Source organism: Roseomonas sp. CAU 1739 (assembly GCF_039839775.1).
In the GTDB taxonomy this organism is placed as follows: domain Bacteria; phylum Pseudomonadota; class Alphaproteobacteria; order Acetobacterales; family Acetobacteraceae; genus Neoroseomonas.
In genome coordinates, this window is the sequence record NZ_JBDOQQ010000010.1 from 60945 (window position 1) to 85347 (window position 24403).

Annotated in this window: 25 protein-coding genes; 15 read left to right on the forward strand and 10 right to left on the reverse strand. The window is 70.8% G+C overall.

Annotation, left to right across the window (positions count from 1 at the left end; all coding sequences use genetic code 11):
* Nucleotides 1–3 precede the first annotated feature (3 nt).
* Genes AAFN86_RS16910 through AAFN86_RS16940 form a run of 7 tightly spaced genes read left to right on the forward strand, consistent with a single transcriptional unit; the run spans nucleotide 4 to nucleotide 7236 of the window.
* Complete coding sequence (locus AAFN86_RS16910; RefSeq protein ID WP_347544536.1) at nucleotides 4–957, forward strand: ABC transporter permease; 954 nt, start codon at nucleotides 4–6, stop codon at nucleotides 955–957.
* Nucleotides 957–2810, forward strand: coding sequence for a dipeptide/oligopeptide/nickel ABC transporter permease/ATP-binding protein (locus AAFN86_RS16915; protein ID WP_347544537.1), 1854 nt, complete (start codon nucleotides 957–959; stop codon nucleotides 2808–2810). Before AAFN86_RS16910 ends, AAFN86_RS16915 begins: the two co-directional genes overlap by 1 nt.
* Nucleotides 2807–3787, forward strand: coding sequence for an oligopeptide/dipeptide ABC transporter ATP-binding protein (locus AAFN86_RS16920; protein ID WP_347544538.1), 981 nt, complete (start codon nucleotides 2807–2809; stop codon nucleotides 3785–3787). The genes AAFN86_RS16915 and AAFN86_RS16920 overlap by 4 nt, the downstream gene beginning before the upstream one ends.
* Nucleotides 3784–4479: an SDR family NAD(P)-dependent oxidoreductase gene (locus AAFN86_RS16925; protein WP_347544539.1), complete on the forward strand. Its 696-nt coding sequence runs from the start codon at nucleotides 3784–3786 to the stop codon at nucleotides 4477–4479. Before AAFN86_RS16920 ends, AAFN86_RS16925 begins: the two co-directional genes overlap by 4 nt.
* Nucleotides 4476–4751, forward strand: a complete 276-nt coding sequence (locus AAFN86_RS16930) for a (2Fe-2S)-binding protein (protein WP_347544540.1) — start codon at nucleotides 4476–4478, stop codon at nucleotides 4749–4751. Before AAFN86_RS16925 ends, AAFN86_RS16930 begins: the two co-directional genes overlap by 4 nt.
* The gene (locus tag AAFN86_RS16935; protein ID WP_347544541.1) at nucleotides 4748–6127 is read left to right on the forward strand and encodes an FAD-dependent oxidoreductase; all 1380 of its coding nucleotides are present in this window, start codon (nucleotides 4748–4750) and stop codon (nucleotides 6125–6127) included. Before AAFN86_RS16930 ends, AAFN86_RS16935 begins: the two co-directional genes overlap by 4 nt.
* Nucleotides 6124–7236 (forward strand): FAD-binding oxidoreductase, encoded by a 1113-nt coding sequence (locus AAFN86_RS16940; protein WP_347544542.1) that lies wholly within the window; start codon nucleotides 6124–6126, stop codon nucleotides 7234–7236. The genes AAFN86_RS16935 and AAFN86_RS16940 overlap by 4 nt, the downstream gene beginning before the upstream one ends.
* On the opposite strand, the gene AAFN86_RS16945 is transcribed toward AAFN86_RS16940, so the two are convergent.
* Nucleotides 7227–8087, reverse strand: coding sequence for an isocitrate lyase/PEP mutase family protein (locus AAFN86_RS16945; RefSeq protein ID WP_347544543.1), 861 nt, complete (start codon nucleotides 8085–8087; stop codon nucleotides 7227–7229). The two genes, AAFN86_RS16940 and AAFN86_RS16945, sit on opposite strands and share 10 nt — an antisense overlap.
* Nucleotides 8088–8226: 139 nt before the next feature.
* Between AAFN86_RS16945 and AAFN86_RS16950 the strand changes: the two genes are divergently transcribed.
* The 3 genes from AAFN86_RS16950 to AAFN86_RS16960 all read left to right on the forward strand — a co-directional run bounded on the left by AAFN86_RS16950 (nucleotide 8227) and on the right by AAFN86_RS16960 (nucleotide 10111).
* A complete protein-coding gene (locus AAFN86_RS16950; RefSeq protein WP_347544544.1) occupies nucleotides 8227–9081 on the forward strand; it encodes an FkbM family methyltransferase in 855 nt (284 codons plus the stop codon).
* Nucleotides 9082–9093: 12 nt separating this feature from the next.
* Nucleotides 9094–9669, forward strand: coding sequence for a methyltransferase domain-containing protein (locus AAFN86_RS16955; protein ID WP_347544545.1), 576 nt, complete (start codon nucleotides 9094–9096; stop codon nucleotides 9667–9669).
* A gap of 181 nt (nucleotides 9670–9850) precedes the next feature.
* Complete coding sequence (locus AAFN86_RS16960; RefSeq protein WP_347544546.1) at nucleotides 9851–10111, forward strand: hypothetical protein; 261 nt, start codon at nucleotides 9851–9853, stop codon at nucleotides 10109–10111.
* A 110-nt stretch (nucleotides 10112–10221) separates the two neighbouring features.
* Here AAFN86_RS16960 and AAFN86_RS16965 read toward each other — a convergent pair whose 3' ends face one another.
* Nucleotides 10222–11487 (reverse strand): DUF4010 domain-containing protein, encoded by a 1266-nt coding sequence (locus AAFN86_RS16965; RefSeq protein WP_347544547.1) that lies wholly within the window; start codon nucleotides 11485–11487, stop codon nucleotides 10222–10224.
* An 85-nt stretch (nucleotides 11488–11572) separates the two neighbouring features.
* Here AAFN86_RS16965 and AAFN86_RS16970 point away from each other — a divergent pair, with 85 nt between their 5' ends.
* Both AAFN86_RS16970 and fabG read left to right on the forward strand, forming a co-directional pair.
* On the forward strand, nucleotides 11573–12391 hold the full coding sequence (locus AAFN86_RS16970) for a HesA/MoeB/ThiF family protein (RefSeq protein ID WP_408906609.1): 819 nt from the start codon (nucleotides 11573–11575) through the stop codon (nucleotides 12389–12391).
* Complete coding sequence (gene fabG / locus AAFN86_RS16975) at nucleotides 12388–13092, forward strand: 3-oxoacyl-ACP reductase FabG (protein WP_347544549.1); 705 nt, start codon at nucleotides 12388–12390, stop codon at nucleotides 13090–13092. The genes AAFN86_RS16970 and fabG overlap by 4 nt, the downstream gene beginning before the upstream one ends.
* 13 nt (nucleotides 13093–13105) lie before the next feature.
* On the opposite strand, the gene AAFN86_RS16980 is transcribed toward fabG, so the two are convergent.
* Together AAFN86_RS16980 and AAFN86_RS16985 are read right to left on the reverse strand one after the other, a co-directional pair.
* Nucleotides 13106–13660: a hypothetical protein gene (locus tag AAFN86_RS16980; RefSeq protein ID WP_347544550.1), complete on the reverse strand. Its 555-nt coding sequence runs from the start codon at nucleotides 13658–13660 to the stop codon at nucleotides 13106–13108.
* Nucleotides 13644–14423, reverse strand: coding sequence for a glycosyltransferase family 2 protein (locus tag AAFN86_RS16985; protein ID WP_347544551.1), 780 nt, complete (start codon nucleotides 14421–14423; stop codon nucleotides 13644–13646). Before AAFN86_RS16985 ends, AAFN86_RS16980 begins: the two co-directional genes overlap by 17 nt.
* Before the next feature lie 59 nt (nucleotides 14424–14482).
* Between AAFN86_RS16985 and AAFN86_RS16990 the strand changes: the two genes are divergently transcribed.
* Nucleotides 14483–15790: an FAD-dependent oxidoreductase gene (locus AAFN86_RS16990; RefSeq protein ID WP_347544552.1), complete on the forward strand. Its 1308-nt coding sequence runs from the start codon at nucleotides 14483–14485 to the stop codon at nucleotides 15788–15790.
* A gap of 151 nt (nucleotides 15791–15941) precedes the next feature.
* Here AAFN86_RS16990 and AAFN86_RS16995 read toward each other — a convergent pair whose 3' ends face one another.
* The 6 genes from AAFN86_RS16995 to AAFN86_RS17020 all read right to left on the reverse strand — a co-directional run bounded on the left by AAFN86_RS16995 (nucleotide 15942) and on the right by AAFN86_RS17020 (nucleotide 22364).
* A complete protein-coding gene (locus AAFN86_RS16995; protein ID WP_347544553.1) occupies nucleotides 15942–18497 on the reverse strand; it encodes a TIGR02302 family protein in 2556 nt (851 codons plus the stop codon).
* 319 nt (nucleotides 18498–18816) lie between these two features.
* Nucleotides 18817–20157 (reverse strand): diaminopimelate decarboxylase, encoded by a 1341-nt coding sequence (gene lysA, locus AAFN86_RS17000; protein ID WP_347544554.1) that lies wholly within the window; start codon nucleotides 20155–20157, stop codon nucleotides 18817–18819.
* A 298-nt stretch (nucleotides 20158–20455) separates the two neighbouring features.
* A complete protein-coding gene (locus AAFN86_RS17005; protein WP_347544555.1) occupies nucleotides 20456–20788 on the reverse strand; it encodes an FKBP-type peptidyl-prolyl cis-trans isomerase in 333 nt (110 codons plus the stop codon).
* A gap of 75 nt (nucleotides 20789–20863) precedes the next feature.
* The gene (locus AAFN86_RS17010; RefSeq protein ID WP_347544556.1) at nucleotides 20864–21256 is read right to left on the reverse strand and encodes a DUF1801 domain-containing protein; all 393 of its coding nucleotides are present in this window, start codon (nucleotides 21254–21256) and stop codon (nucleotides 20864–20866) included.
* Nucleotides 21210–21683 carry a DUF1801 domain-containing protein gene (locus AAFN86_RS17015; protein WP_347544557.1) on the reverse strand — a complete coding sequence of 158 codons (474 nt, stop codon included), beginning with the start codon at nucleotides 21681–21683 and terminating at the stop codon, nucleotides 21210–21212. The genes AAFN86_RS17010 and AAFN86_RS17015 overlap by 47 nt, the downstream gene beginning before the upstream one ends.
* A gap of 21 nt (nucleotides 21684–21704) precedes the next feature.
* On the reverse strand, nucleotides 21705–22364 hold the full coding sequence (locus AAFN86_RS17020) for a GntR family transcriptional regulator (RefSeq protein ID WP_347544558.1): 660 nt from the start codon (nucleotides 22362–22364) through the stop codon (nucleotides 21705–21707).
* Nucleotides 22365–22407: 43 nt separating this feature from the next.
* On the opposite strand from AAFN86_RS17020, the gene AAFN86_RS17025 reads away from it, so the two are divergent.
* Entirely contained in the window at nucleotides 22408–23442 is a 1035-nt protein-coding gene (locus AAFN86_RS17025) for a mannonate dehydratase (protein ID WP_347544559.1), read from the forward strand.
* Nucleotides 23439–24395 (forward strand): tripartite tricarboxylate transporter substrate binding protein, encoded by a 957-nt coding sequence (locus AAFN86_RS17030; RefSeq protein WP_347544560.1) that lies wholly within the window; start codon nucleotides 23439–23441, stop codon nucleotides 24393–24395. The genes AAFN86_RS17025 and AAFN86_RS17030 overlap by 4 nt, the downstream gene beginning before the upstream one ends.
* Nucleotides 24396–24403: the final 8 nt, after the last annotated feature.

Here is a 24403-nt window from a genome sequence, read left to right on the forward strand (position 1 = left end):
GCCTTGCTCGCCTTCGCCGCACGCCGCCTGATCGTCTCGGTCGGCCTGGTCTGGGCGGTGGCTTCGCTGGTCTTCCTGGTGATCCATCTGATCCCGGGCGATCCGGCGGAGCTGCTGCTCTCGCAAGGTGGCATCGCCCCGGACCCGGCGGCGGTGGAAGAACTGCGCGACCGGCTCGGGCTGAACCTGCCGCTATGGACGCAATACCTGGACTACATGGGCGGCCTGCTGCGCGGGGATTTCGGCCTGGCATTGCAGGATGAGCACCCGATCGTGGACGAGATCGCACTGCGCCTGCCACGCACGCTGGAACTGGTCGGCGCGGCAGGGCTGATCGCGCTGGTCTTCGGCGTGCCGCTGGGCGTCGCGGCGGCACTGCGCGCGGGCGGTTCACTGGACCGCGTGCTGACGGCCTGGGCCGGGCTGGCGCTGTCCATCCCCGTCTTCGTCGTCGGCACTTTGACCGTGCTGGTGCTGGCGCAGCAATTGAAGCTCGTGCCGGCGGGTGGCTACGTGCCCTTCGCGCGCGATCCAGGCCGGCACATCCTGTTGCTGCTGATGCCGGCGGGGACCATCGCGGTCGGGCTCGGTGCGGTGGTGTTCCGCGTGATGCGCGCCTCGGTGCTTGAGGTGCTGGAACGCGACCATGTCCGTGCCGCGCAGGCACGCGGCGTCTCGCCCGCCGGGATCATCCGCCGCCATGTGTTGCGCAACGCGCTGACGCCGGTTGTGACCGTGGTGGCGCTGCATCTCGGCTCGCTGCTCGGCGGCACCGTGCTGGTGGAATTCGTGTTCAACTGGCCGGGCCTGTCCGGCTACCTCGTGCGCTCCGTCGAATCGCGCGACTATCCGGAGGTGATGGGCATCGTGCTCGTCATCTCAGCGCTGTTCGTGCTACTGAATTTCCTGGTCGACCTGCTCTATGCGGTGATCGACCCGCGCGTCCGGCACGGCTGATGCGCCACGCCGCCCTGCGCAGCCTGATCCTGCCCGTGCTGCTGGCCACGGCCATCGTGCTGCTGGCGATCGCCGCGCCGATCCTGCCGCTGGCCGATCCGGTGCGGCAGGATGTCGCCAACCGCCTGACCGGGCCGTCCGCGCTGCATTGGCTTGGCCAGGATGAATATGGGCGCGACGTGCTGTCGCGCATCATCTGGGGTGCGCGGGTATCGCTGTCCGTGGCCTTCGCGGCAACGGCCGCGGCGGCGGTGGCCGGCACTCTGCTCGGCATCCTCGGCGGCTATTTCCGTGGGGTGGTGGAATTCTTCACCGTGCGCATGGCGGAGATCGTGCTGTGCTTCCCGCCGCTGCTGCTGGCCCTTCTGGTGGTCACGCTGCTGGGCCCTGGCGCGGGGACGCTGATCTTCTCGCTCGCCATCCTGTTCGCGCCCGGCTTCGCCCGCGTTGCCTATGCCGAGACGCTGTCGGCGCGCGCGCTCGACTACGTGACAGCGCAGCAGGCGCTGGGCGCGCGGACGCGGCGCATCCTTGCGCTGACCGTGCTGCCCAACATCGCCACGCCGCTGATCGTGCAGTTCTCGCTGACCGTCGCCTCGGCGATGTTGCTGGAAAGCGGCCTGTCCTTCCTCGGGCTTGGCGTGGTGCCGCCGTCGCCATCCTGGGGGTTGATGATCCGCGGCGCGCGGGCGGCAATGGAACAGGCGCCGCTGCTGCTGTTCTGGCCGTGCCTCGCGCTGACCGGCACGGTGCTGGTGCTGAACCTGCTGTGCGACCGGCTGCGCGACGTGCTCGACCCGCGCGGGCGGGCGACGGGGCGGCCGGGCTTCCTCGGCCGTGTCTTCGCGCTGCCGCCGGCACCGGCGATGGCAGACGCGCCGGGCCTGCTGACGGTGCAGGGGCTGACGCTGCAGGTGCCGGGGCCGCAGGGGCCGGTCACGGTGGTCCGCGACGTATCCTTCAGCCTCGCGCCGGGCGAGACACTCGCCATCGTTGGCGAGAGCGGGTCGGGCAAGACACTCACGGGCCTCGCGGTGATGGGTCTGTTGCCGGCGGCGGTGAAGCCGGTCGCCGGCAGTATCCTGCTGACTGGCCGCGACGGACGCGTGCGCGACCTGCTGCGCCTGCGCGAACCTGATTTGCGCGCGTTGCGTGGCCGTGATCTGGCGATGATCTTCCAGGACCCGTCGAGCAGCCTGAACCCCTTGCTGCGCATCGGCAGCCAGGTGGCCGAGAGCCTGCGCGCCCATGGCACGACCGATGGGCTGCATGACCGCGTCGTCGCCCTGCTGCGCCAGGTCGGCCTGCCCGATCCGGAACGCGCCGCCATGGCCTATCCGCACGAATTGTCGGGCGGGCAGCGGCAGCGCGTGATGATCGCGGCCGCCATCGCCAACCACCCGCGCCTGCTGCTGGCGGACGAACCGACCACGGCGCTGGACGTCACCGTGCAGGCGCAGATCCTGGCACTGCTGCAGGCGCTAAAGGATGCGGAAGGCGGCATGGGGATGGTCTTCGTGACGCACAATCTCGCCGTGGTGGGGGAGATCGCCGACCGCGTCGCCGTCATGTATGGCGGCGAGGTGGTGGAGGAAGGTCCCGCTGCCGAGGTGCTCGCCGCGCCCCGCCATCCCTACACCGCCGCGCTGATCGCCAGCACGCCGGAAGGCGATGCGGAACGGCTGTCCGCCATTCCCGGCACGGTGCCGCAGCCCTGGGCGATGCCGCCCGGTTGCCGCTTCGCGCCGCGCTGCGCCATGGCGCAGCCCGCCTGTGCCGCGGCCGCGCCGGCGCTGGAGGATGTCGCGCCACACCGCAGCGCGCGCTGCCTGCGCTGGAGGGAGGTCGCATGACAGCCCCGCTGGTGCGTGGCGAGGGGCTGACCCGCGCCTTCCATCGTCGTGGTGGGTTCTTCAGCCGTGGCACCGCGATGATGGCGCTGCGCGGCGTCGATATCGAATTGCGTCGCGGCGAGGCGGTTGGCGTCGTCGGTGAATCCGGCTGCGGTAAATCGACTCTCGGCCGGCTGCTGCTGCGACTGATGCCGCCGACCGGCGGGCGCGTGCTGTTCGAGGATCGCGACCTCGCGAAGGTCCCCGCTGCCGAACTGCGCGCGCTGCGGCGGCGCATGCAGATGGTCTTCCAGGACCCCTATGGCAGTCTCGATCCGCGGCGCACGGTGGGCGCGCAGATCGCCGACGGCATGGTGATCCATGGGCTGGCGCAGGGTGCCGTGGCGCAGGAACGCGTTGCCGCGCTGCTGCGCCAGGTCGGACTCGATCCCGACCATGCGAAGCGACTGCCGCATGAATTCTCCGGCGGACAGCGCCAGCGCATCGCGGTCGCGCGCGCGCTGGCGACGCAGCCGGATTTCATCGTGGCGGACGAGCCCGTTTCGGCGCTGGACGTGTCGATCCAGGCGCAGGTGGTGAACCTGCTGGCGGATCTGCGGGCGGAACTCGGCCTCGCGCTGGTCTTCATCAGCCACGACCTGCATGTGGTGCGGCATCTGTGTGACCGCGTCGTGGTGATGTATCTCGGTCTGGTGATGGAGGAAGGCCCGGCGGCGGAGATCTTTCGCGCCCCGGCACATCCCTATGCGCGGGCGCTGCTGGCGGCGACGCCGTCGCTGCGCCATCGCGGTGCGGCGGCGGCACCCTTGGCGGGGGAGGTGCCGAGCATCGCCAGCCCACCCTCCGGCTGCGTGTTCCGCACGCGCTGCCCGATGGCGCAACCGGCCTGCGCCGATGCGGTGCCCACGCTGCGGCCGCTGCCCGGCGCGTCCGGCCGCATGATCGCCTGTCACCGTGCCGAGGAAATTGCCGCATGATGGATCCGCACGGCCGCGTTGCAATGATCTCCGGCGCCGCGCGTGGCATCGGGCGCGCGGTGACCGAAAGACTGCTCGCCGCTGGCTACGTCGTCAGCGCGGGGGTGCGTGATCCGTCGCGGTTGCCGTCGCATGACCGGCTGGCGGGGCAAGTCTTCGAGGCCACCAACCCGGCCAGCGCCGAGGCCTGGGTTGCCGCCACCATCGCCCGTCACGGTCGCATCGATGCGCTGGTGAATGCCGCGGGCATCAATCCGCGTGCCGCGATGCTCGACGCCGACGAGACGAATTTCGACGCCATGTGGACGGTGAATGCGAAGGGACCGATGCGCGTGATCCGCGCCGCCTGGCCGCATCTGGTCGCATCCGGCGAGGGCCGCGTGGTGAACATTTCCTCGCTCTCGGGCAAGCGCGTGCGCAACGAGAATATCGGCTATGCGATGAGCAAGTTCGCGGTGATGGCGCTGACGCAGGAAGTTCGCCGCCAGGGCTGGGAACACGGCATCCGTGCCACCGCCGTTTGTCCGGGCTTCGTCGATACCGACATGACATCCCATGTGACGAAGGTGTCGCGCGACACCATGTCACGGCCGGAGGATGTCGCCGCGCTGATCGAATCCGTCCTGCGCCTGCCGAACAACGCCACGGTCGCCGAACTGCTGGTGAATTGCCGGCATGAGGATACGCTGTGAAGCTGGTTCGCCTGCGCGACGCGCAGCGTCCGCGCATCGCGCTGACGTTGGAAGGCGCGCCCGTCGCCGCGCAGCAAGGCGACACGCTGTTGACCGCGTTGCTCGCCGCTGGCGCGGGGCATCTGCGCGACAGCGAGTTCGGCGACGGCCCGCGTGCCGGCTTCTGCCTGATGGGCGCCTGCCAGGATTGCTGGGTGGTGGTCGAAGGTCTCGGCCGGGTGCGCGCCTGCGCGACATTGGCGCAGGACGGGATGGAGGTTCGGCGCGGATGAAGGTCGCGGTGGTCGGCGCCGGCCCCGCCGGGGTGCGCGCCGTGGAACGGCTCGTGGCCGCGGGCGTCTCGCCGGTCTGGATCGATGAGGCGCCGGACGGTGGCGGCCGCATCTACCAACGACCACCACCGGGCCTCGCCCGCGATGCGCGCAGTCTCTATGGCTTCGAGGCGAAGCGCGCAACGGCGCTGCATGACACGCTCGATGCGCTGAAGCCGCGCAGCGACTGGCGGCCGGACACGCTGGTTTGGCACATCCGCCCCGGCGCGAAGCAGCTCAGCACGCTGTCGCGCGGCCGGCAGGATCAGTTGGCCTATGACGCCGCCATCCTTTGCACCGGCGCGATGGATCGCGTGATCCCCATTCCCGGCTGGACGCTGCCAGGCGTGACGACGATGGGCGCGGCGCAGATCGCGCTGAAGACGCAGGGCTGTGCGATCGGCAGCCGCGTGGTGTTCCTCGGCAGTGGCCCGCTGCTGTGGCTGGTGGCGTATCAGTATGCGAAGGCGGGGGCCGATGTGGCGGCGGTGCTCGACACCACGCCCTTCGCCACCAAGGCGCGACAGGCAGCCGGACTGCTGCTCGGCGGCGCGACCTTCGCCAAGGGGCTGTACTATACCGCCTGGCTGCGCCGGCGCGGCATCCGCATCGCCGAGGGCATCACGCCACTTGCCATCGAAGGCGATGCCGATGGCGTGGCGGCGGTGACATGGCGCGACGCGAAGGGCCGCGACCACCGCACCGCATGCGACGCCGTCGGCATGGGCTGGGGGTTGAAGCCGGAAGCCCAGCTTGCCGACCTCGCCGCCGTGCCCTTTCGCCATGATGCCGTGCAATCCAACTGGGTGCCGGTGCGTGATGGTGCCGGCCGCACGCCTGTCGCGGGCATCTACCTCGCGGGTGACGGTGCGGGCATTGGCGGTGCGGAGGTTGCCGAGGTCGCCGGTGCGCGCGCTGCGCTCGCACTGCTGGAAGATGCCGGGCATCGCATCGACCCGATCCAGACGGTGATGCTGGATCGCCGCATCGCCGCGCAGGCTCGCTTTCGTGCCGCGTTGGAACGCGCTTTTCCCTTCCCCGCGCACCTCGTGCGCGGCATGGCGGACGACACACTACTGTGCCGCTGCGAAGGCCTGCGCGCGGGCGAACTGCGTGCCGCCGCGCGCGCCGAGGCCGCCACCGGCCCGGCCCCCGAGATGAACCGCGCCAAGGCCTTCACGCGCGTGGGCATGGGCCGTTGCCAGGGTCGTGTCTGCGGCGCGGCGGCTGCGGAAATCCTCGCGGCCGAACTGGGCTGCACCGTGCCCGAGATCGGCCGGCTGCGCGGCCAGCCGCCGGTCAAGCCCATCCCGATCCTGGCGGAGGCCGCGCCATGACCACGTCCTGCGACGTGCTGATCCAGGGTGGCGGTGGCGCAGGCTGTTCGGCGGCGCTGCACCTTGCGCAGCGCGGGCTGCGGGTGATCCTGCTGGAACGCGGGCTGGTCGGTGGCCAGGCGTCCGGCGTGAACTACGGCGGTGTGCGCCAGCAGGGACGCAATCCGGCGGAACTGCCGATCGCGCGGCTGTCGCGTGAGATATGGGGACGGCTCGGCACACTGGTCGGCACCGATGCGGAATTCACCGTCACCGGCCATTTGAAATTGGCGCGCACGGACGCGGAAGAGGCCGAGCTCATCGCCTATCTCGATGTCGCCAAGCAGCATGATCTGCCACTGCGCATGGTCGGGCGCAATGCGATCCATCGGGAGTATCCCTGGCTCGGCCCCAAGGTCGTGGCGGGGTCCTTCGCGCCGGAGGATGGTGCGGCCAATCCGCGTTTGCTTGCGCCGGCCCTGGCGAACGCGGCACGCGCCGCCGGAGCCGATATCCGCGAGCATGCCGAGGTCGTCGCCCACACCCATGACGGCGCGCGCTTCACCCTGCGCACCGAGGTGGGCGATGCCTTCTCCGCCCCGGTGCTGCTGAACATGGCGGGCTTCTGGGGCGGCGCCGTCGCCGAGGCCTTCGGCGAGGCGGTGCCGATCGCGCCGCTGTCGCCCAACATGGCGGTGACCGAGCCGTTGCCCTATTTCATCGAGCCGAACCTCGGCGTCGTCGGCGGCAATGTCTATCTGCGGCAGATCCCGCGCGGTAACGTCATCCTGGGTGGCGGGCATGGCGAATCCGACGCGTCGGTACCGTGGTCGCGCCCGCTGCCGGAGGTGACGCTGGAAGCGACGCAGCTTGCGGTGCAACTCGTGCCCGCGCTGGCCGGCGCGCAGATCATACGGTCCTGGACTGGTATCGATGGCCAGATGCCCGACCGCATTCCGGTGATCGGGCCCAGCCGCACCACGCCCGGCCTGTTCCACGCCTTCGGCTTCTCGGGCCATGGCTTCCAGCTCGGCCCGGGGATCGGTGCGATCATGGCCGAGCTGGTCGTGGATGGGCACACCGACATCCCGCTCGACGCCTTCCGCATCGAGCGGTTCGGTCAGCCGTAATCCTCGTCCAGCTTCTGGAATCTTGGCAGGTCCACCAGGCCGCTGAACTCGGCATAGGTCATCATTGCGCCGGCCGCGGCGGCGGGCGTGCCGTCCCGCTTCAACACCGCCAGTGCCTCGGCCATCGCCTTCGACGCCGCGAACAGCATCGACACGGCGTAGAGCACGACGGCGAAGCCCATCTGTTCCAGCATCCGTGCCGTCAGCGCGGTCGTCTCGTTGCCATCGACGATGCTGACGACCTTCGGGCCGGGCACGCGGCGGGCGACGATCTCCACCTCCTCGATGCGCTTGATGCCATCGACGAACACCAGGTCCACGCCGGCATCCTGGTACATCAGGGCGCGGCGGATCGCTTCGTCGGGGCCGATCGCCGGCATGGCATCCGTGCGGCCGATCACCAGCGGGCCGCCTGCCGGACGTGATGCGATGGCGCAGCGCAGACGGCGCGCGGCTTCATCGGCGTCGATCAGGCGAATGCCGGCAAGCTGCCCGCAGCGCTTGGGTGCGACCTGGTCTTCCAGATGCACGGCGGCGACGCCGGCCTGGGCGTACTCCTCCATGGTGCGGGCGATATTGGCGGGGCCGCCATAGCCGGTATCGGCGTCGGCGATGATCGGGATGGTGACGGCGCGGACCATGTCGCGGGCGTGCGTCGTCATCTCGGTCTGGGTCAGCAGGCCGATATCGGGCCGCCCGAGGCGTGACGCGGTTGCGCCGAAGCCGGTCATGTAGATCGCCTCGAAGCCGGCGCGTTCGACCAGCCGCGCGGCGAGCGAATCCGGCGCGCCCGGGGCGGAGAGGATGCCACCCGCGGCAAGGCGGGCGCGAAGGCGGTCGGCAGCGGTCATGGCGCGGTCCTGGTGTTTCCCCGTGGCGGCAGGTTCCCCGGAACCGGCGCGCCTGTGAAGGTCCCCGCCCGCGTCAACCAATCCGCAATGCCTGGGGCGTCAGTCTGCGCGGGTTTCCCGCTGCAGGAGGCAGCCGCGCATGCAATCCTTCCAGGCCCTGACGGGCGGTGCCGCGCCGCGCGTGAAGGTGGTCGACATCGGCGCCAACCCGATCGATTCCGACCCGCCCTATGCCGCCATGCTGCGCGCCGGCGATGCCGAGGTGGTGGGCTTCGAGCCGAACCGCGCCGCACTCGCGGTTCTGGAACAGCGGAAGGGGCCGCTTGAGTGCTATTTCCCGCATGCGGTCGGCGATGGCGCGCGGCACGTCCTGCACATCTGCCAGGCCCCGGGGATGACATCGTTGCTGGAGCCCGACCCGGCCGTGTTGTCGCTGTTCCACGGCTTTCCTGAATGGGGTCGCGTGCTGGCGACCGAAGCCGTCGACACAGTACGGCTCGATGACGTGCCGGAGGCTGTGGGGACGGAGTTGCTGAAGCTCGACATCCAGGGCGCGGAATTGATGGTCCTGCGCCATGCCGAGGCGCGCCTGCGCGACGTGCTGGTGATCCAGGCGGAAGTCGAGTTCCTGCCGCTCTACAAGGGCCAGCCGCTGTTCAGCGAAATGGAGTTGTTCCTGCGCGGGCGTGGCTTCGTCCTGCACCGCTTCTTCCCGGAAGTATCCCGCGCGGTGCGGCCGATGATGGTGAACAACGACCCCTATGCGGGCCTCGGGCAACTGGTCTGGGCCGATGCGGTGTTCATTCGGGACCTGACGCGGCTCGATGCATTGTCTGACCGCCAACTGCTGGCGATGGCGGCCATCCTGCACGATGCGTATGGCGCCTACGACATCGTCTTTCGGCTGCTGGCGGACCACGACCGGCGCAGCGGCGCGGCCCGCGCCGAGCCGTATCTTTCGGGCCTGCAGGCACCTTTGCCGCAGGCCGCCTGACGGAGACACCCCATGACCCTGCTTGTCGAGGCCCCTGCGGCGCTGCGCACCGTGCTCCATGTCGGGTGCGGCATGGCCGATCCACGCAAGCTGCCACCCGCCTTCTTCACACCGGGCGACTGGCGGGAGGTCCGGCTCGACATCGATCCGGGCGTCGCACCGGATATCGTCGCGTCCATCACCGATATGGCGGTGGTGGGCAGCAGGAGCGTCGATGCCGTGTGGTCGGCACACAACCTCGAACATCTGTTCGCGCATGAAGTGCCGCTGGCGCTGACCGAGTTCCGCCGTGTCCTGCGGCCAGGCGGCTTTGCGCTGGTGACAATGCCGGACCTGCAACGCGCGGCTGAACTTGTGGCGCAGGACCGGCTGGACGAACCGGCCTATGTGTCCCCGGCCGGGCCGATCGCGCCGCTCGACATGCTGTTCGGCCATGGCGCGGCGATCGCGGCGGGCAATCACTTCATGGCGCATCGGACCGGCTTCACCGCCCGCACGCTGGAGGTCGCGCTGCGGCGCGCGGGGTTCGCGACGGCGCGGGTGGTGCGCGATGAATCCTTCGCCTTGTGGGCGACCGCCCACGCGTGATGCGAGAAGCGGCGCCCCCGCTGTTCCCGCCAGGAACCGGCCCGCCTTGGAATGCCATGACAGTCGCGGCTTCGCGCGCGCCGTTTCGGTCGACAGGGATGGGTCCCGCCGCCCCGCGGCGTAACCGCGCCTTAACCGGCCTGGCGCCACCATGCGGCGGCAACGGCGCGGGACACGACTGATGTTCATCCTGATCGGCATCTGGAGCCTGACCATGGCGGCTACGGGCCTTGCCATCTTCGATCTCACCGGCAATGTGGCCGCCGCCTACGCCGCCGCCGCGCTGCCGCTGTTGTTCGCCGTCTCCGGACTGATGCCGAACGGCGCCTGGGCGCTGCCGGCGCTCGCCATTGCCTGGGCGCTCACCGCACGCGTGCTGCCACCCGGCCACGCCGCGCCACGCGCCCCGATGGCCGTCGCCGGAAGCCAGGTGGCCGGCTGACACCATCACGATCGGTTGGCGCTCGGCCGCGCTCACGAACACCGCTCCGGTCGTGTGATCAGCCGCGCATCCTCGCGCGCCTGACGCAGGCCAGCCACACGCAGCCTGCTTCAGCGCAGCGTCGCCAGCAGCACCACGCCGCCCGCACACAGGGCGAGCAGCGAGCCGATGACGTAGGACCGGCCATAGGCCCGGTTGCCCAGCGCCGCGGCATAGACCGCCTTGGCGACGATATTGCTCGCTACCGCCACGGCGATCGCGTGGGCCGCGAGCGCAGCCGTGATGGTCGCCGGCACCAACTGCGTCACCGACAGGGTGATGGCATCCACGTCGGTCAGGCCGGTCACCGCCGCGATGATGATCACCGCCGCGCTGCCAAGCCATTCGGCGCCCAGCCTCGCCAGCGCCCCGACGCCGGCCAGCAACGCCGCCATACGCAGCACGGGGCCAATCTCGAAGGGGTTGGCAGGCGGATTCGGGCTGTCTTCGGCGGTCGTGCCGCGCAGCGACAGCGTCAGCGCCATCGCACCCATCGCCACTGCCGCGGCGATCAGCGCCGGCCACAGCAACCGACCGACCTGCGGCGCCACCAGCAACGCCAGCACCACGGTGCGCAGGCATGACACCGTCCCCGCCACCAGCGCGCCGGCCGCCAGCCCTCGCGCCGGGCCGTTCCGCATGGACGCGGCGGCATTGGCCAGCGTCACCGCGGTCGAGGTCACCAGGCCGCCTGCCGCACCGGCCAGCAGCAGGCCACGCCGCCCGCCCCCCAGCTTCACCGCCAGGTAGCCGAGGAAGGAGATGCCCGCGAGCAGGATCGCCAGCATCCAGGCCTTGTGCGGATTGACGCCCGCCAGCCAGCGCACCGGTTCATCGGGCACCAGCGGCAGCGCCACCAGCGTCATCGACAGCAGCAGGATGGCGGATCGCATCTCCGCCCAGGTGATGCGCGCCATCAGCCCGTGCAGCGATTCGCGCGCGGCGAGCACCGCGGTCATCGCCACCGCCGCCGCGCCGGCCGCCTGGCCCTGCCCCGATACCGCCAGCGCGCCGAGTGCATAGGTCGCGATGGCGGCGACCAGGCTGGTGGCGCTGAACCTGCCCTCGGCCTCGGCCTCACGCAGCGCGAAAGGCAGCAGCACGGCGACCAGGGAAACCAGCCCGGCGCCGATCAGCAGCGCACCACCCAGCGGGCCGGCGGGACCGGCCAGCGCGGCGACGATGCCACCGGCGAGACCGATGAGCGCGAAGGTGCGCACCCCGGCGGTGCGCTGCCCCGGCGAGGCGTCACGCTCCCGCCAATGGCGCTCGGCGCCCACCAGCAACCCGATCGCGAGCGCGACAGCGAGCCGCCGGATCAGATCCTCCCCGTCCATCGGCGCATATCGCGCGGGGTTGGCCCGCCCCGCAAGCGCTGGCTTGCGCTGAGGTGTACGGCGCGCCCATATCCCGCCCATGGAGCTGGATTTCACCGAGGCTGAACTGCACCGCTACTCTCGCCACATCCTGTTGCAGGAAGTGGGCGCGATCGGCCAGGCGCGGCTGCGCGCGGCGCGGGTGCTGGTGGTCGGCGCCGGCGGGCTGGGATCGCCGCTGTCGCTGTACCTGGCGGCGGCCGGCGTCGGCACGATCGGACTGGTCGATGACGACCGGCTGGAACTGTCCAACCTGCAGCGCCAGGTTGCCCACACCACTGCCCGCATCGGCCGCAACAAGGCCGAAAGCGCGGCCGAGACGCTGCACGCATTGAACCCCGCCACGGTGGTCGAGGTGCACGCCCGTCGCATGGACGCCGATGCGGCGCAGGAATTGATCCCGCGCTACGACGTCATCTGCGACGGGACCGATAATTTCGCCACGCGCTTCCTGCTCGGTGACGCATGCCACCTGCTGGCCCGGCCGCTGGTCAGCGCGGCGGTGCTGCGTTTCGAAGGACAGTTGTCCGTCTTCGCTGGGCATGACGGTACCTGCCCCTGCCATCGCTGCCTGCACCCGGAACCACCGCCCGAGGGGCTGGTGCCCACCTGTTCGGAGGCCGGCGTGCTGGGTGCGGTGACCGGCGTGATGGGCACCTTGCAGGCGACCGAGGTGCTGAAACTGATCATCGGCATCGGCGACCCGCTCAAGGGCCGCCTGCTGCTGTGGGATGCGCTGGATGCGCGGTTCCGCACCGTACGGCTGAAGCGCGACCCGGCCTGCGCGCTGTGCGGGCCGGATGCGACGATCCATGACCTGTCGGCGCATCGCGACATGGCCGGACCCGTCTGCGCGGTCGGATGAGGCGCGCCCTCGTCACCGGCGGCGCCAGCCCGATCGGGGCGGCGATCTGCCGTGCCCTGGCCCGCGATGGCTGCGCGGTGGTCGTGCACGCGCATGCCAATGCGGATGGGGCCACGGCGCTCGCGGCGGAGATCGGCGGCACCCCCGCATCCTTCGACGTGACGGACCACGACGCCACCTTGGCCGCCTGCAACGCGCTGCTCGAAGCCGGCCCGATCCAGGTGCTGGTGCACAATGCCGGCATCCACGACGACGTGCCCATGGCGGCGATGACGCAGACGCAGTGGCGCCGCGTCATGGCCGTATCGCTCGACGGCTTCTTCCACGTCGCGCGCCCGCTGCTGCTGCCGATGATGGGCACGCGGCATGGGCGGATCGTGGCGATGTCCTCGGTGTCGGCCATCATGGGCAATCGTGGCCAGGCGAACTATGCCGCCGCCAAGGCCGGGCTGATCGGTGCCGTGCGCGCCTTGTCGATGGAATGCGCGCCGCGCGGCGTCACGGTGAACGCCGTCGCCCCCGGACTGATCGACAGCCCGGCCATCGCCGGCGCCGTGGCGCCGGAGGTGGTCAAGCAGATCGTCCCGGCGAAGCGGCTTGGCCGACCGGAGGAGGTGGCGGACCTCGTTGCCTTCCTGTGTTCCGAACGCGCCGGCTACATCAGCGGGCAGACGGTGTCGATCAACGGCGGCATGGCGTAGCGGAACCGGCCGTTCAGTACGTCTGGCCCGCCGGCATCGCGGCGGGGTCCGGCACGGCACCGACCGGCAGTGCCGAGACACCCTCGCTCAGCCGGCGGGACCTGGCACTCGCGGTCGGCCCCAGCACGGTTTCGGGTGTCCGCGCGGCCGGCGCGGCGCGGCTCATGGCATTCGGCGGGGTCTGCAGGATCGCCGCCTCCAGCGCCCGCACCCGGTCGTTGTAGGCGGAGTGGATGCGCACACCGTTGTAGTCGAGGTTCACGCTGTTGACGTAGCGGATGGAAAAGGTCCGCACGTCGAAGGCGATATCCACCACCATCTGGTGGTCGCGCCACACATTCGTTCCGCGCAGCAGGCCGTAGCGCACCGGCTGGATGGTCCAGCCGGTCTGCGTCGCGGCGGCGCGGCGGATCTGCGATTCGCGTTCCGCCATGTTGCCGTTGCCGACGAATTGCCCGCCCACGCTGTCGTAGATCGGCGCCTCGCGGCAGGCGCCGAGACCGAGGCTCGCGCCCACTGCCACCAGCATCGGCATCCCGCCGCGCAGCATGTCACGTCGATGGAGCATCCCGCTTCTCCTGACCTGGTGGCCGCAGGCTGCGCCACAGCCCGACCGGGTCCATGCCGCGCGCCAGCAGCTTGCCGGCAACCATGATGACGATCCGGGCGATATCCGCAACGGGCCTGAAATGACTCGCCCGGCGCAGCGCCGCGCCGTACAGCGCCGGGATATCGGCCGCGGCGGTCGTGATCCCCGCCCGCGCCGCGTCGATCAGGATCTCGCTTTCGAAGGAAAAGCCCCGCGCGCGGCCTTCGTAGCGCGCCAGATCGGCCAGGGCTGCCGCCGGATAGATGCGGAAGCCCGATTGGCTGTCGGCCACCGGATGGCGCGCGGCCCAGGAAATCCAGAAATCCGCCACCCGGTTGGCCCGCCGCCGCGCCGCAGGCTGGCCAGGCGCGCCGCGGCGGGACCCGATGACGATACGGTCGGGCGCAGCCAATGCCAGCAGCCGCGGCAGGTCCTCCGGCCGGTGCTGGCCATCGCCGTCCAGTGTCGCGACGAAGCCTGCCTCGCGCGTCAGCGCCGCGCGCATGCCCAGGCGCAGCGCCGCGCCCTTGCCCTGGTTGGCAGCGCCGCCCAGCACCAACGCGCCCGCCGCCGCGGCGATCCCGGCCGTGCCATCCGACGACCCGTCATCGACCACCAGCACCGCCAGCCCAGGCACGGTGCCGCGCAGCCGCGTCACCACATCGGCGATCGTCGCGGCTTCTTGATAGGCGGGGATCACCGCCACCAGGAATTCAGGGGTCGGGGCAGTTGCGTCCGTCACGGGAAACCGTCTGGAATGATGTGCTACACTATCGCGGGACCGGAGCCCGACACAGGACCATGCCTCTCGATACCCCTGACACCGCGCCGGACGCGACGTCCTGCGACGTTCTGATCATCGGCGGCGGGCCTGCCGGCGCCACCGCGGCCACGCTGCTGGCGGAAAAGGGCCGGCATGTCGTGCTGCTCGAAAAGGACCACCATCCCCGCTTCCATATCGGGGAGAGCCTGCTGCCGCTCAACCTGCGCATCTTCGAGACGCTCGGCGTGGCGGACCGCATGGCCGCGATCGGCGTGCACAAGCCCGGCGCGCGCTTCGTCTCGGACGAACACGGCAAGCATACCGCCTTCTCCTTCGCCGCCGGGCTGAACCAGGACTACACCTACGCCTACCAGGTGCGGCGCAGCGAGTTCGACGAGGTGCTGTTCAGCCGCGCCCGGGAAGCCGGCGCCGACATGCGGCAGGGCATGCGCGTGCTGGACGTGACGCTGGATGCCCGCGCCGGTCATCGCGTCACCGCTCGCGGGGAGGACGGCACCCTGCACGGCTTCCGCCCACGCTTCGTGATCGACGCCTCCGGCCGCGACACCGTGCTGGCCGCGACGATGGGCAGCAAGGCGCGCAACCCGCACAACAACACCGGCGCGCTGTACGGGCATTTCCGCGGCGTCGCACCCTTTGGCGAGGCCGAGGACGGCAACATCACCATCCACCTGTTCGACGAGGGATGGTTCTGGATGATCCCGCTACCCGACGACGTCATGAGCATCGGCGTCGTCAGCAATCCCGGCTTCTTCAAGCGCCGGCGCGGGGAGGCGCGGGACTTCTTCCTGGACACGCTGCGGGCCGTGCCCTCGGTCGCGCGCCGGATCGAGGGCGCGGAGCTGGTCAGCGACGTCACCACCACCGGCAACTACTCCTACGCATCCAAGGTCATGCATGGCGATGGCTGGCTGATGGCGGGCGACGCCTACGCCTTCATCGACCCGGTGTTCTCCTCCGGCGTGCTGCTGGCGATGGCGAGCGCGGAGATGGGTGCCGATGTCGCGGATACCTGGCTGGATGACCCTGCCCGCGCCGCGCCAATGGCGCGTGCCTTCGAACGCAAGGTAAAGCGCGCCATCGGGTCGCTGTCCTGGCTGATCTACCGGATCAATACGCCGGTGCTGCGGGACATGTTCATGAACCCGTCCAACCGCTTCCGCATGCGCGAAGGGCTGGTCAGCCTGCTGGCCGGCGACGTGCATGTGAACGCCAACCGGCAAATGCCGGTGCTGGCCTTCAAGGCGGCGTATCACTTGCTGTCGCTCGCCCACCGCTTCGGCTACCGGCTCCGGCCGGACGGGTTGGTGAAGGTGGCGGCGTAGGGCGGGACGCCGGACGCCTCGGAAAGGGGCAGAGCCCCTCTCCATCCCACCGCGACCACCCCATCGTCGCGCATGGGGCGTCGCCCGCCGAATCACGCCACCACCGGGCTATGGGCCGCAGGAACCAAGCGCCCAGCCCGCCAATCCGCGCTCAGAATTGCCGCAGCAGCCGGTCGATATAGTCCAGTTCCGCCGGCGGCCTTTCCCGCTCCGCCCCGCGGCGGCGCAATTCCTCCTGGATGCGGCGGGTCTTCAGCAGCTCCGCCTCATCCGGCACGCGCGTGTCGGAGGCATTGTCCTGCCCGCCCGTCTGTTCCCGCGTGCGGCGGCCGAGCGGATCGCGCCCCGGCCCCTGCTGCTGCGCCTGGTCCTGGCCTTCGCCGCCCTGCTCGCCGCCAGCCATGCCCTCGCCTTCGCCTTCCTCCTCGCCCTCGCCGGGCTGGGACTGGCCGAACTGACGCTGCATCTGCTGGGCCATCTGGCGGCCGCCTTCGGTCAGCGCGCGGATCGCCCGCTGCTGGTTCTCGCGGGCGTCACGGCCGTCGCGCAGGGCCTCGGCGGAATCGCGCATGGCGCGGTCGGCCTCGCCGAGCTGCTGCGGCACGTCGCCGGTCAGGTCGCCGAATTGCTGCATCAGCTCGCCCAGCGCGCGCCGCAGAGCCCGCTGGATGCGCGCATCCTGCTGCGCCTCCGCCTGCTGCTGCGGGGTGGGCTGGGCGTCCTGCGACGTCGGCGGGCGCGGCGGCCAGGTGAAGGTCTGCTGTTGCCGGCGCTGCTGGGCGCGGTCCCGGTCGGCCTGCTCGGCACGCTGGTGACCGCGGTCGAGCATCTGGGCCTGGCGCTGCACCATGTCCTGCACCGCGCCCATCTGCTGCTGGCCGCGCTGGCGCTGCTGCTGCCGCTGGCGGTCCTCGGCGCGCATGTTGCGGCCTTCCTCCAGCGCGCGGAGCATTTCCTCCAACTCGGCCAATTCGCGCTGCGCGTCCTCGGTGCGGCCCTGGCGGGCGGCTTCCTCCATGCGGCGGGTGCGGCGGTCCAGCTCGCGCTGGTCCATCAGCCGCTGCTGCGGGTCATAGGGCAGCGCCTCGGCATTCTCCCGCTGCAGGCGTTCGGCCAGGGCTTCCAGATGGCGGCGGATCGCCTCGCGCAACTCCTGGATGCGGCGTTCGGTTTCGGCGCGCTGTTCGTCGGTGCGCTGTTCCGGGTTGCGGCGGGCTTCCTCCAGCGCCTCCCGCAGCGCCTCCCGCGCCGCGGCCAGGGCGCGGGCGGTGCGGTCGGTGCGCCCTTCCTCTAGCGCGACGGCGATGTCCCATAGCGTTTCCTGCACCTCGGCGATGGCCGCCGGGCGGCGGTCACGCTGCAGCCGGTGCCGGGCGCTGCGCAGGGCGAGGAACGTGCCGGTGTCGTGCTCGAAGGCTTCGGGGGCGCCGGCGATGCGGTCCAGTTCCTGCCGCGCAGGCTCGCGGCCGGACGGGTCCACCGACAGCGCCTTGCGCAGCGCGATCAGCAGTTGCGACACCGGATGGGTGAAGGACCGTTCGGGCAGTTCCAGGAAGGCGCCCTCGCTGCGGCCCTCCTGGCCGGCATGGTCGCGCGCGACGAGCCGCGCCTCGACCTCTAGCCCCGCCCAGGGATGGGCCGACAGGTCAGGCTGGCCGGCGCCATGCGCGCTGCGCGGGCTGCCCGGCGGCAGCGGCAGGTCGAGCACCACCGGCTCGGCCTCCGGCCGCAGTTTCAGGCGCAGTTCGACGCGCAGCGTGGCGAGACCCCAATCATCCTCGGCCCGCCAGGGCAACCGGATGGCAAGGCCGCGCTGCGCGCGCGCCGGCGCCTGGTCCCAGCTGGCCACGGGCGGTGCATCGGCGCGCACCGTCAGGCTCCATTGGGCAATGTCCGATCCGTCCCGCCGCACCGCGAGCCGCGCGCCCGCATCCAGCACGGCCTCGGCAGCGAAGGAGGCGCGATCGAGGGTCCGGAACGGCGTCGCCGTGCCATCCAGCACCAGGTCGGGCACCCCGCCGGCACCGCCGGATACCGCCACCTGCAACCGGCTGCCCGCCGGCACCACGACCGACCCGCCAGCGGGGTCGAGGAAGACCGGCGCCGCGCCGGTATAGGCCGGTGGGGTGATCCAGGCCTCCAGCCGCACGGATGGCGTGGCCGGCAGGGCGGCGCCGGCCACATGCGGCACCAGGGCACGGCGAACGCGTTCCGGCGCTTCCGGTCCGGCGATGACCAGGGCCGAGACCAGCGCTACCACCAGCCCCCCGCGCAAGGCGCGCAGGTCCCGCCTGGCAAGGCCGGGCTTTGGAGCTGCCACGCGCAGCGCCGCGATCCGTTCCGCCGCGCGGCGGCGATGCGCTTCCCACAGCGCATGGGCGACCGGGTCGTCGCCTGTCGGCTTGTCTCCCAATGTGGCGATCGGCCGGTGCGAAAGGCCGGAATCCCGTTCCAACCGCCGCTGCGCCGCCGCGGTGCCGGGCAGCGCCAGCATCCGCACCGCGCGCCAGCCGGCCCAGCCGAGTGCGGCGGCGAAGCCCAGCAGAATCAACGTGTGCAGCGCGGCCGGCAGGACCAAGGGCAGGCCCGACAGCGCGACCAGCAGGAAGACGCCGATGACGCCCAGTGGCGGCCACAGCGCCGGCCAGGCGGCTTCCCACCACAGGACAAGGCGCGCGAGGCGGGTGCGGCGGGTGAGCTGCGTCATGCGGCGCGCTCCTGGGCTGCAGGGAGTTGCAAGCCGGAAGGGGCGTTGCCCCCTCCGGACCTCCCCCACCACCGGTTCCCAATCGCGTTGCAAAGCAACGCGGTTGAGGCCCGTCGGCCAACGGGCCTTTGGAATGCGGTATTTTGGCGTTGGGCACCGTGGCCGGTCATGGATGACCTCTGCCGCCTCGCCACCCGAGGGGGCAGCGAAGACCGGAACCGACGATCATGTCCGGAGCCAGAAGCCGGCATTCCAAAGGCCCCAGGCCTTTGGCGGGGTGGTTTGGAGGGGCGGCGCCCCTCCAACTCCACCGACGCGCTCACGTCGCGAGCCAGTCCGGCACGCGCTGCCCATGCAGCAGCGCGTCATGCGTCTGACGTTCCCGCACCACCGCGAAGCGGTCCCCATCCACCAGCACCTCGGCCGCCAGGGGCCGGGCGTTGTAGGTGGATGACATGACCGCGCCATAGGCACCCGCATCGAGGAAGGCGACGGCATCCCCGGTCGCCAGCGATGGCAGCAGCCGCCCGCGGGCGAAGGTGTCGCCGGTCTCGCAGACCGGGCCGACCACCTCGGCTGGGGACAGCGGGGAAGCGGCGCGCGCGGCCGACAGCGGCACGATGCCGTGCCACGCCTCATACATTGCCGGCCGCACCAGGTCGTTCATCGCCGCATCCACCACCACGAAGCGGTGGGCCGCGCCCTGCTTCTGCAGCACGACCGAAGCAAGAAGCACGCCGGCCGGCCCGGCGATCCAGCGTCCCGGCTCCAGCATAACCGGCAGGCCGAGTTCGCCGAGGGACGCCCGGATCGCGCCGGCCAGCGCCTCCGGCGACGGCGCGGGTTCATCGCGATAGGAAATGCCGAGCCCGCCGCCGCAATCGACACGCTGCACCGGCAGCCCCTGGGCGCGCAGCGCCTTCACCATCTCGGCCAGGCGCGCATAGGCGGCGCGATAGGCCGTCATCCCGGCGGTGATCTGGCTGCCGATATGCGTTGCGATGCCGATCGGCTCGATGCCCGGCAGTGCCGCCATGCGGGCGTAGATTGCCATGGCGTCCGGAATGGCGACGCCGAACTTGTTCTCGCTTTTGCCGGTGGTGATCTTGGCGTGGGTCTTGGGGTCCACATCCGGGTTCACGCGGATGGCGACGCGGGCGGTGCGGCCCATCTGCGCGGCGATGGCGGAGATCATCTCGATCTCCTCCGCGCTTTCCGCATTGATCTGGAAGATGTCCTCGGCGATCGCGTGGCGGATCTCATCCGCCGTCTTGCCGACGCCGGAGAAAACGATGGCCGAGGCCGGGATGCCGGCGGCGCGCGAGATGCGCAACTCGCCCTCGCTGACCACGTCGGCGCCCAGGCCCTCGGCGGCGAGCACCTTCAGCACCGAGAGGTTGTCGTTGCACTTCATGGCGAAATGCACCGTCGCGGTCAGGCCGGCGCCGGTCAGCGCGGCTTTCAGCGCGCGGGCGCGGCGGCGCAGCGCGCCGGCGGAATAGACCCAGGCAGGGGTGCCGACCTCAGCCGCGATGCGGGCGAGGGGCACGTCCTCCATCACCAGCCCGTCCATGACGTGCAGGGACAGATGGGGGCGGAGCGCGAGCAATTCCGCGAAGGAGGGATCGACGGCGTCGGTCAGGGCAAGCGGGAAGGCCATCCCGCCATTGTCGGGATGGTGGCCTTGCTTCGCAAGGCTTGAGTCTTTGTGTGGCCCTCAAGCGCCGGGCGGCCCGCATCCGCGGGCCTGGGCTTGCGCGCCCTGCACTGGCGCGTTGGGCGCGGCGGGTTGCCTGGGCGCGGTCGCGCCGTGCGCTCGCGGACCGCGGCAGGGCCGCGATCCGATTGGGGCGGTGCCAGCGCGTGAACGTCGCGCCGTGGCGGTGTGCGCCAAATCCGCGGCGTGGACGCGCCCCCCGTTCCCGGATCGCGGCCCGGCCACGATCCGGGCTTGGCGTTCAGCTCACGCCGAGCAGTTCGACCTCGAAGATCAGTGTCGCATCGGGCGGGATCACCCCGCCAGCGCCGCGGGCGCCGTAGCCGAGTTCGGGTGGGATGATCAGCGTGCGCTCGCCGCCCACCTTCATGCCGGCGAAACCCTGGTCCCAGCCACCGATGACCTGGCCGACGCCGAGCTGGAATTCGAAAGGCTGGCCGCGGTCGCGGCTGCTGTCGAACTTCGCACCCTTGTTGTCCGGGGCTTCGGCGTCGAACAGCCAGCCCGTGTAGTGGACCTGGATGTACTGGCCCGGCGAGGCTTCCGCGCCGGTACCGATCTTGGTGTCGCTCATGGGCTGGTGGTGTTCCCGTCTGGTGGTTGCGGCGGCCAGCCTACACCGGCCGGCGCGAATGCGCAGGGCGGGGCGTCAGCGCCGCTTCTTCGCGGTATTCAGGGCGATGGCGGCGCGGATCAGCGCCTTCAAGGCCGCCTCGTTGATCCCATCGCCTTCATGGAAGTCGATGGCCCGCCTGGTGCTGCCCTCCAGGCTGGCATTGAACAGCCCGGATGGGTCTGCCAGCGACGCGCCCTTGGCGAACGTCATCTTCACGGCGGATTTGTAGGTTTCGCCGGTGCAGAGGATGCCGGCATGTTCCCAGACTGGGACGCCCCGCCATTTCCAGGTCTCGACCACCTCGGGGTCGGCGGCATGGATCACGGCGCGGATGCGGCCCAGAATCTCGCCGCGCCAGTCGCCCAGTTCGGCGATCCGCCTATCGATCAGGCGGGAGGCAGCCTCCCCGTCGCCCGCTTCCGTCATGCTGCCTCCTCCCGTCACGATTGCTCGCCCGGCAGCCGGCTGGCCTGTTCGATCCAGGCCGAAAGCCGGGCCTCATCCACGGGCTCGTGCTCATGGACGTCGTAATACCGCACGCCGGGCTGCTTCGAGGCACCGGGGGCATCGGGTGCAGCACGGCGCCGCGGAAGAAGGTGATCTTCACGTATCGGGTGAAGCAATGAAAGCCGAGGAACCAGCCGTCATCGCCCAGGCCGTAGAAGGGCGTGTTCCACTTCACCGCCTTGCGCACATCCGGAACGATCTGTCCGATCAGCGTATCGAGCCGTCGCCCGACCGCCCGCTTCCACCCGGGCATGGCGGCGATATAGGCCTGGACGGGGCCATCGCCCTCGCCTTTCGGAATCTGCGGATTGCCGCCCGAAAGCAGCGCCGGGGCCTTGTTGGTCATGCCTTCCGCCAACGCCGCCGGTCAGGCGCCGGTTGCCGCCGCGCGCGCGAGCAGATCGACCATCGCCGCATCCGATGACGCGATGACCAATGCCGTCGCACGCACCGCATCGCGTGCCCGCAGCGCGGCGAGCAGGGCGCGGTGGCTTTCGACCGACCGTGCCAGGCGACCGGGACCGAAGCCGAGACGCAGGCGCAGCGCCTCGACCAGCGCCCAGCTGCGCTCCATCACCGCCGCCGCATCCGGATTGCGCGCGGTGGCGAAAAGCGCGCGATGGAAGGCCTGGTTGACCGCCATCGCGCCCGCCCCGTCGCCGGCTTCCACCGCGGCTTCGAACTGCGCCTCCAGCGCGTCGAGGGCATCCAGCTCCGCATTCGAGACGTGACGGACCACATCGGGGACCAGCACGCCCAGCACCGCGGCACGCAGCCGATAGATGTTGCGGATGTCCTCGGTCGCCAGCGCCCGGACGCGGGCGCCGCGATAGGGCAGCGCCTCGACCAGCCCCTCCCCCTCCAGCAGCTTCAGCGCGGCGCGCACCGGCGTCGCCCCGGCACCCAACCGCGCTGCAAGTGCCGAGACGGTCAGCTTCGCACCGGGCGCAAGCGCCCCATCCACGATCAGCCGGCGGAGCCGGGCAGTGACGGCATCCTCGTTGGTTACGGCGCTTGATTTTGTCATATCGACACGATTAGATAAAATCCTGACGGGAGAAACCAGTCCAATGCGCGTCCTTGCCGGGCAATTCCGGGAATTGACCCAGGCCGACCTTGCCTTCGCGCGCCAGATCGGCTGCGCCGGCGTCACGGTCAACAAGCCCGACCTCGACAGCCCGGCCTGGGTGGCTTTCCTCAACAAGGAATTCACCGCCGCCGCCGGGCCGCGCGCGCCGACGAAACGCTGGTCGGCCCTCGACCTCGCGCAGATGCGCGCCGCCGTCGAAGCCCATGGCCTGACGCTCGACTGCATCGAGGGCGTGCCACGCAACCTGATCGACAAGGCGATGCTCGGCCTGCCCGGTGCGGAGGAGCAGATCGAGGATTTCAAGGCGACGATCCGCGCCATGGGCCAGGCCGGCATTCCGGTGCTCGGCTACAACTGGATCCCCGATGGCGTCTGGCGCACCGCCAAGGCGGCGCATGGCCGCGGCGGGGCGCTGATCACCGCCTATGACGACGCGATCGGCAGCAAGGTCGCCACCGGCACCCTGCCGCCGCGCGACGATGCCCGCATGTGGGCGAATTGGGAACGCTTCATCACCGCGGTGCTGCCCGTCGCCGAAGCCTCGGGCGTGAAACTGTCCCTGCATCCCGACGACCCGCCCGTGCCCGTGCTGGATGGCGTCGCCCGCATCTTCCGCGACGAGGCCGCCTTCGCCCGCGCCATGTCCTTCGCCGACAGCCCGAACCATGGCATCGCCTTCTGTACCGGCACCTTCGCCGAGGCCGGCGCCGCACCAATGATGGCCGCCCTGGCGCGCTTCGCGAAGGCCGGGCGTATCCACTACGTCCATCTGCGTTCCGTCGCCGGCGTCCTGCCCCGCTTCGCGGAGGCCTTCATCGACGAGGGCACCGTCGATCCCGTCGCCGTGCTGCGCGTGCTGCGCGATGCCGGCTTCGACGGCTTCGTCATCGACGATCATGTGCCGCATGTGGCCGACGACACCGTCTGGGGCCATCGCAGCCGTGCCTATGCCACGGGGTATATCGCCGGAATCATCCGCGCCCTCGACGCGGAGATGGGAGGAACACGACCATGACGACACGCCGTTCCCTGCTGGCCGCGCCGGTGCTGCTGCTTGCCGGACACGCCGCGGCGCAGGACCGACCCCTGCGGATCGTCGTGCCCTTCCCGCCCGGCGGGTCGTCGGACATCCTCGCGCGCATCCTGCAGCCGGAATTGCAGCGCGTGCTGAACCAGGTGGTGGTGATCGACAATCGCGGCGGCGCGGCGGGCAATCTCGGCGCCGACAATGTCGCGAAATCACCGCCCGACGGCACCTCCATCCTGCTGACCGACACCGGCATCCTGACCGCGGGGCCATCCCTGTTCGCGCGCCTGCCCTACGACCCCGCGACCGACCTCGCGCCGATCACCCTGCTGACCTTCGCGCCCTACATCATGGCGGTGCATCCCTCGGTACCCGCGCAGAATGGCGCTGAACTCGCGGCCCTGGTGAAGGCCGAGCCCAGCCGCATCAACTTCGCCCATTCGGGCGTCGGCGCGCTGAACCACCTGACGCTGCTCGTCGTCGCCCAGCATTGGGGCGGCACCGTCACCGAGGTCTTCTACCGGGGCGGCATGATCGGCATCCAGGCGGCGGTGACGAATGAGAGCCAGCTGATCGTCAACGGCGCGACCGCCGTGCTGCCCTTCGTGAAGGATGGCCGCTTGCGCGCCATCGCCGTCACCGGCCCGAACCGGCTGCCGGACCTGCCCGATGTGCCGACCTTCCGCGAGCTCGGCTGGCCGGCCTGGGATGCCGGCATCGGCCAGGGCACGCTGGCGCCGGCGCGCACGCCGGATGCGGCGATCCAGCGGCTGTATGGCGCCTTCCGGCAGGTGCTGGCGGAACCGGCGATGGCGGCGCGCATGGCGGGGCTGGGTGCCGAGATCCGCACCGAAGGGCCCGACGCCTTCCGCCGGCAATTGGCGGCGGAGACCGAGACCTGGGGAACGATCGTGCGGGCGCGGGGGATCCGGCTGGATTGACCGAAGGC